The sequence below is a fragment of the Streptomyces sp. CLV115 genome (assembly GCF_038448545.1).
Classification (GTDB): domain Bacteria; phylum Actinomycetota; class Actinomycetes; order Streptomycetales; family Streptomycetaceae; genus Streptomyces; species Streptomyces sanglieri.
On record NZ_JBCEWQ010000319.1, the window covers coordinates 1 to 2,855 of the forward strand.

A 2,855-nucleotide genomic window follows, 5' to 3' on the forward strand; every position below is an offset into this window, starting at 1 on the left:
GCAGGGCGGGGTGGTCCAGCGGGGTCAGGCAGGGGCGGGTGGCCGGGGCGAAGGTGATCCGGTGCCCGACACCGGCCGGGACGCGTGCTTCCGCCCAGGCCCGGACCACGTCCTGGATCCGGTCGGGGTCCTGGCCCGCGACCAGCCGGAAGCTGATCTTCACCAGCGCGGAGGACGGGATGATGGTCTTGCTTCCGGCGCCCTGGTAGCCGCCGCCGATGCCGTTGACCTCGGCGGTGGGGCGGGCCCAGACACGCTCCAGCGTGGAATATCCGGCCTCGCCCGATGCCGCCCGGGACTTGGCGGTGCGCAGCCAGGTGGCCTCGTCGAAGGGCAGCTCGGCGAAGAGCGCGCGCTCGGTGTCGGTGAGCTCGGCCACACCGTCGTAGAAGCCGGGGATCGCGACCCGGCCGTCCGCGTCGTGCAGTGCGGCGACGAGCCGGGCCACGGCGGTCGCCGGGTTGGGGACCGCGCCGCCGAACGAACCGGAGTGGATGTCCTGCTCGGGGCCGTACAGCTCGATCTCGCACTCGGCGAGGCCGCGCATGCCGGTGCAGACCGTGGGGGTCGACTCGTCCCACATGCCGGTGTCGGAGACGATCACCGCGTCGGCGGTGAGCCGCTCGGCCCGCTCCTCGACCAGGGCGCGGAAGTTCGGCGAACCGGACTCCTCCTCACCCTCGATCAGCAGCTTGAGGTTGACAGCGGGGGCGGTGCGGCCGGTGGTGGCGAGGTGGGCCCGGACGCCGAGGGTGTGGAAGAACACCTGTCCCTTGTCGTCGGCGGCGCCCCGCCCGTACATCCGGCCGTCGCGGATCACCGGCTCGAACGGGTCGGTGTCCCAGCCGTCCTCGCGGGCGGCGGGCTGTACGTCGTGGTGCCCGTAGACCAGGACGGTCGGGGCGTCCGGCTCGTCGGAGGGCCAGTGGGCGAAGACCGCGGGGGCGCCGGGCGTCTCCCAGATCTCGGTGACCGGGAAACCGGTCTCCTTGAGCTTGGCGGACAGCCACTCGGCGCTGCGCCGTACGTCCCCGTCGTGCTCCGGCTGGGCGGATACGGAGGGGATGCGCAGCCAGTCGGCGAGGTCGTCCAGAAAGGCTGTGCGGTGCTGCTCGGTGTACGTACGGACGGCGCTGTCCGGGGTGTCGCTCATGGCCTTGAGCCTAGTGCCTCGCCCGGCGGGGTCCTTCCGCACGAGGTTCCCGGCCCTCCCCGCACCGCTGTGGCCGGATTACCTGACGGTGGCGCCTCTCCTCCAGTTGAATGGCCTCCTGAATGGCCTTGCGGGGCGGTGCCCGTCCCCGGCGGCGAGGGGGAGAGGGAGTTGAGCGGTTCAGGTGCGGGTACGCCGCCGAGGCGGCGGTCCGGGGAGACGGCCGCGTGGGTCTCGGCGATCACCGCTGTCGTCGGTCTGCTGCTGGCGGTGCTGGGGATCCCGCTCGTCGGCGGCTCCTCGGTCAACCGGACCGTCGCCGACCATGCCGGTGCTCCGGCCGGCCCGGCCTCGTCCACACCGGACCGGCCCGGTTCTCCGGACGCGACCGACGGGCCCGGCGCCACGTCCCCGGGGCCGTCGCGGCCCGCCCCGCCGCCGGTGCCCGAGGGGTGGCGCCGGGTCGAAGAGCCCGGTCTCACGGTCGTCTTCGCCGTGCCGGACGGCTGGACCCGGAAGGAGAGAAACACCATCCAGAGCAACTGGATCTCCCCGGACGGTGCCCATGACATGAGCGTCAAGCGGGACACGTCGTACGGAGCGACCGCCCAGGACGCCTCCGCCGGGCAGCTCGCCTGGTACCGCGACACCGCCAGGTCGTCGATGGCCGGACTGAAGGCCAGCACCCACACCACCCGGCAGAACGGCCGGAGCGCCCTCTGGCTGGAGATCGACTACCACTGGGCGGGCCAGAGCGAACCCCGCAAGCGCGTCGAGGTCTTCGTCCCGGGCGAGGCCGGCCAGGTCTATCAGCTGCTCCTCGACACCGCCGCCACCCCCGGCGGGCTCGCCACTCAGCGGCGGCTGTTCACGACCGCCCGCGCCCAGCTGCTGATCGACCGGCCTGCGCTGTCCTAGTCCGGACACGGCCCGGGCGGGCACGGCCCAGGGCGGGCACAGCCCGGGGCCGGTCCTAGTCCGGCTGTTCGTCCAGCAGGATGCGCTCCAGCTCCGCCCGGCCCGGCAGGCGCCTGGGGTGGACGGTCTCGCCGCTGCGCACGTACAGGAACGTGGCGGTCACGTCGGTGAGCGGCAGGTCGTGCAGTTCCGCCCAGGCCAGGCGGTAGACCGCGAGCTGGAGGGGGTCGGCGGTGTTGGCGCGGGTGGTCTTCCAGTCGACGATCTCGTACGTGTCCCCGGTGCGGTACACCGCGTCGATGCGCCCCCGGACGATCCGGCCGGCCAGGGTGATCTGGAACGGCGTCTCGACGCGGTACGGGGTGCGGCGGGCGTACGGGGTGCGCTCGAAGGCCTCCTTGAGTGCGGCGAGATCGCGCTCGTCGGCGATCTCGGCGTCGCTCTCGTCGCCCCCGGGCAGCTCGTCGGGCCCGAGCATGGGCAGCGGCAGCTCCTCGAAGCGGGACTCCACCCAGGCGTGGAAACGGGTGCCCCGGCGGGCCGCGGGCTGCGGCGGCCGTGGCATCGGACGGGCCAGCTCCTGGGCGAAGCCGTCGGGGTCGTCGGCGAGGCGCAGCAGCTGGGTGGCGGAGAGCGACGCGGGTACGAGGACGTCGCGCACGGTGGCGCGGGCGCGGCGCAGCTCGCCGGCCAGGGCGTCGAGGTCGCGGTCCCAGGAGGCGAGGGTGCGGGCTTCCTCGGGGGTGAGGCGGCGCGGCCCGGGGTGCTGCTCCTCGGGGTGGTG

3 protein-coding genes are annotated in these 2,855 nt (G+C 73.8%); 1 reads left to right on the top strand and 2 read right to left on the bottom strand.

The window, feature by feature from the left end; genetic code table 11:
- Positions 1-1,153 (bottom strand): M20/M25/M40 family metallo-hydrolase (locus AADR41_RS41770; protein ID WP_342287676.1); only part of this gene is annotated, 1,153 nt, incomplete at its 3' end.
- Between the two features lie 171 nt (positions 1,154-1,324).
- Between AADR41_RS41770 and AADR41_RS41775 the strand changes: the two genes are divergently transcribed.
- Positions 1,325-2,071 (top strand): hypothetical protein, encoded by a 747-nt coding sequence (locus tag AADR41_RS41775; RefSeq protein WP_342287677.1) that lies wholly within the window; start codon positions 1,325-1,327, stop codon positions 2,069-2,071.
- A 55-nt stretch (positions 2,072-2,126) separates the two neighbouring features.
- Here AADR41_RS41775 and AADR41_RS41780 read toward each other — a convergent pair.
- On the bottom strand, positions 2,127-2,855 hold a 729-nt coding region (locus AADR41_RS41780), incomplete at its 5' end, for a PD-(D/E)XK nuclease family protein (RefSeq protein WP_342287678.1).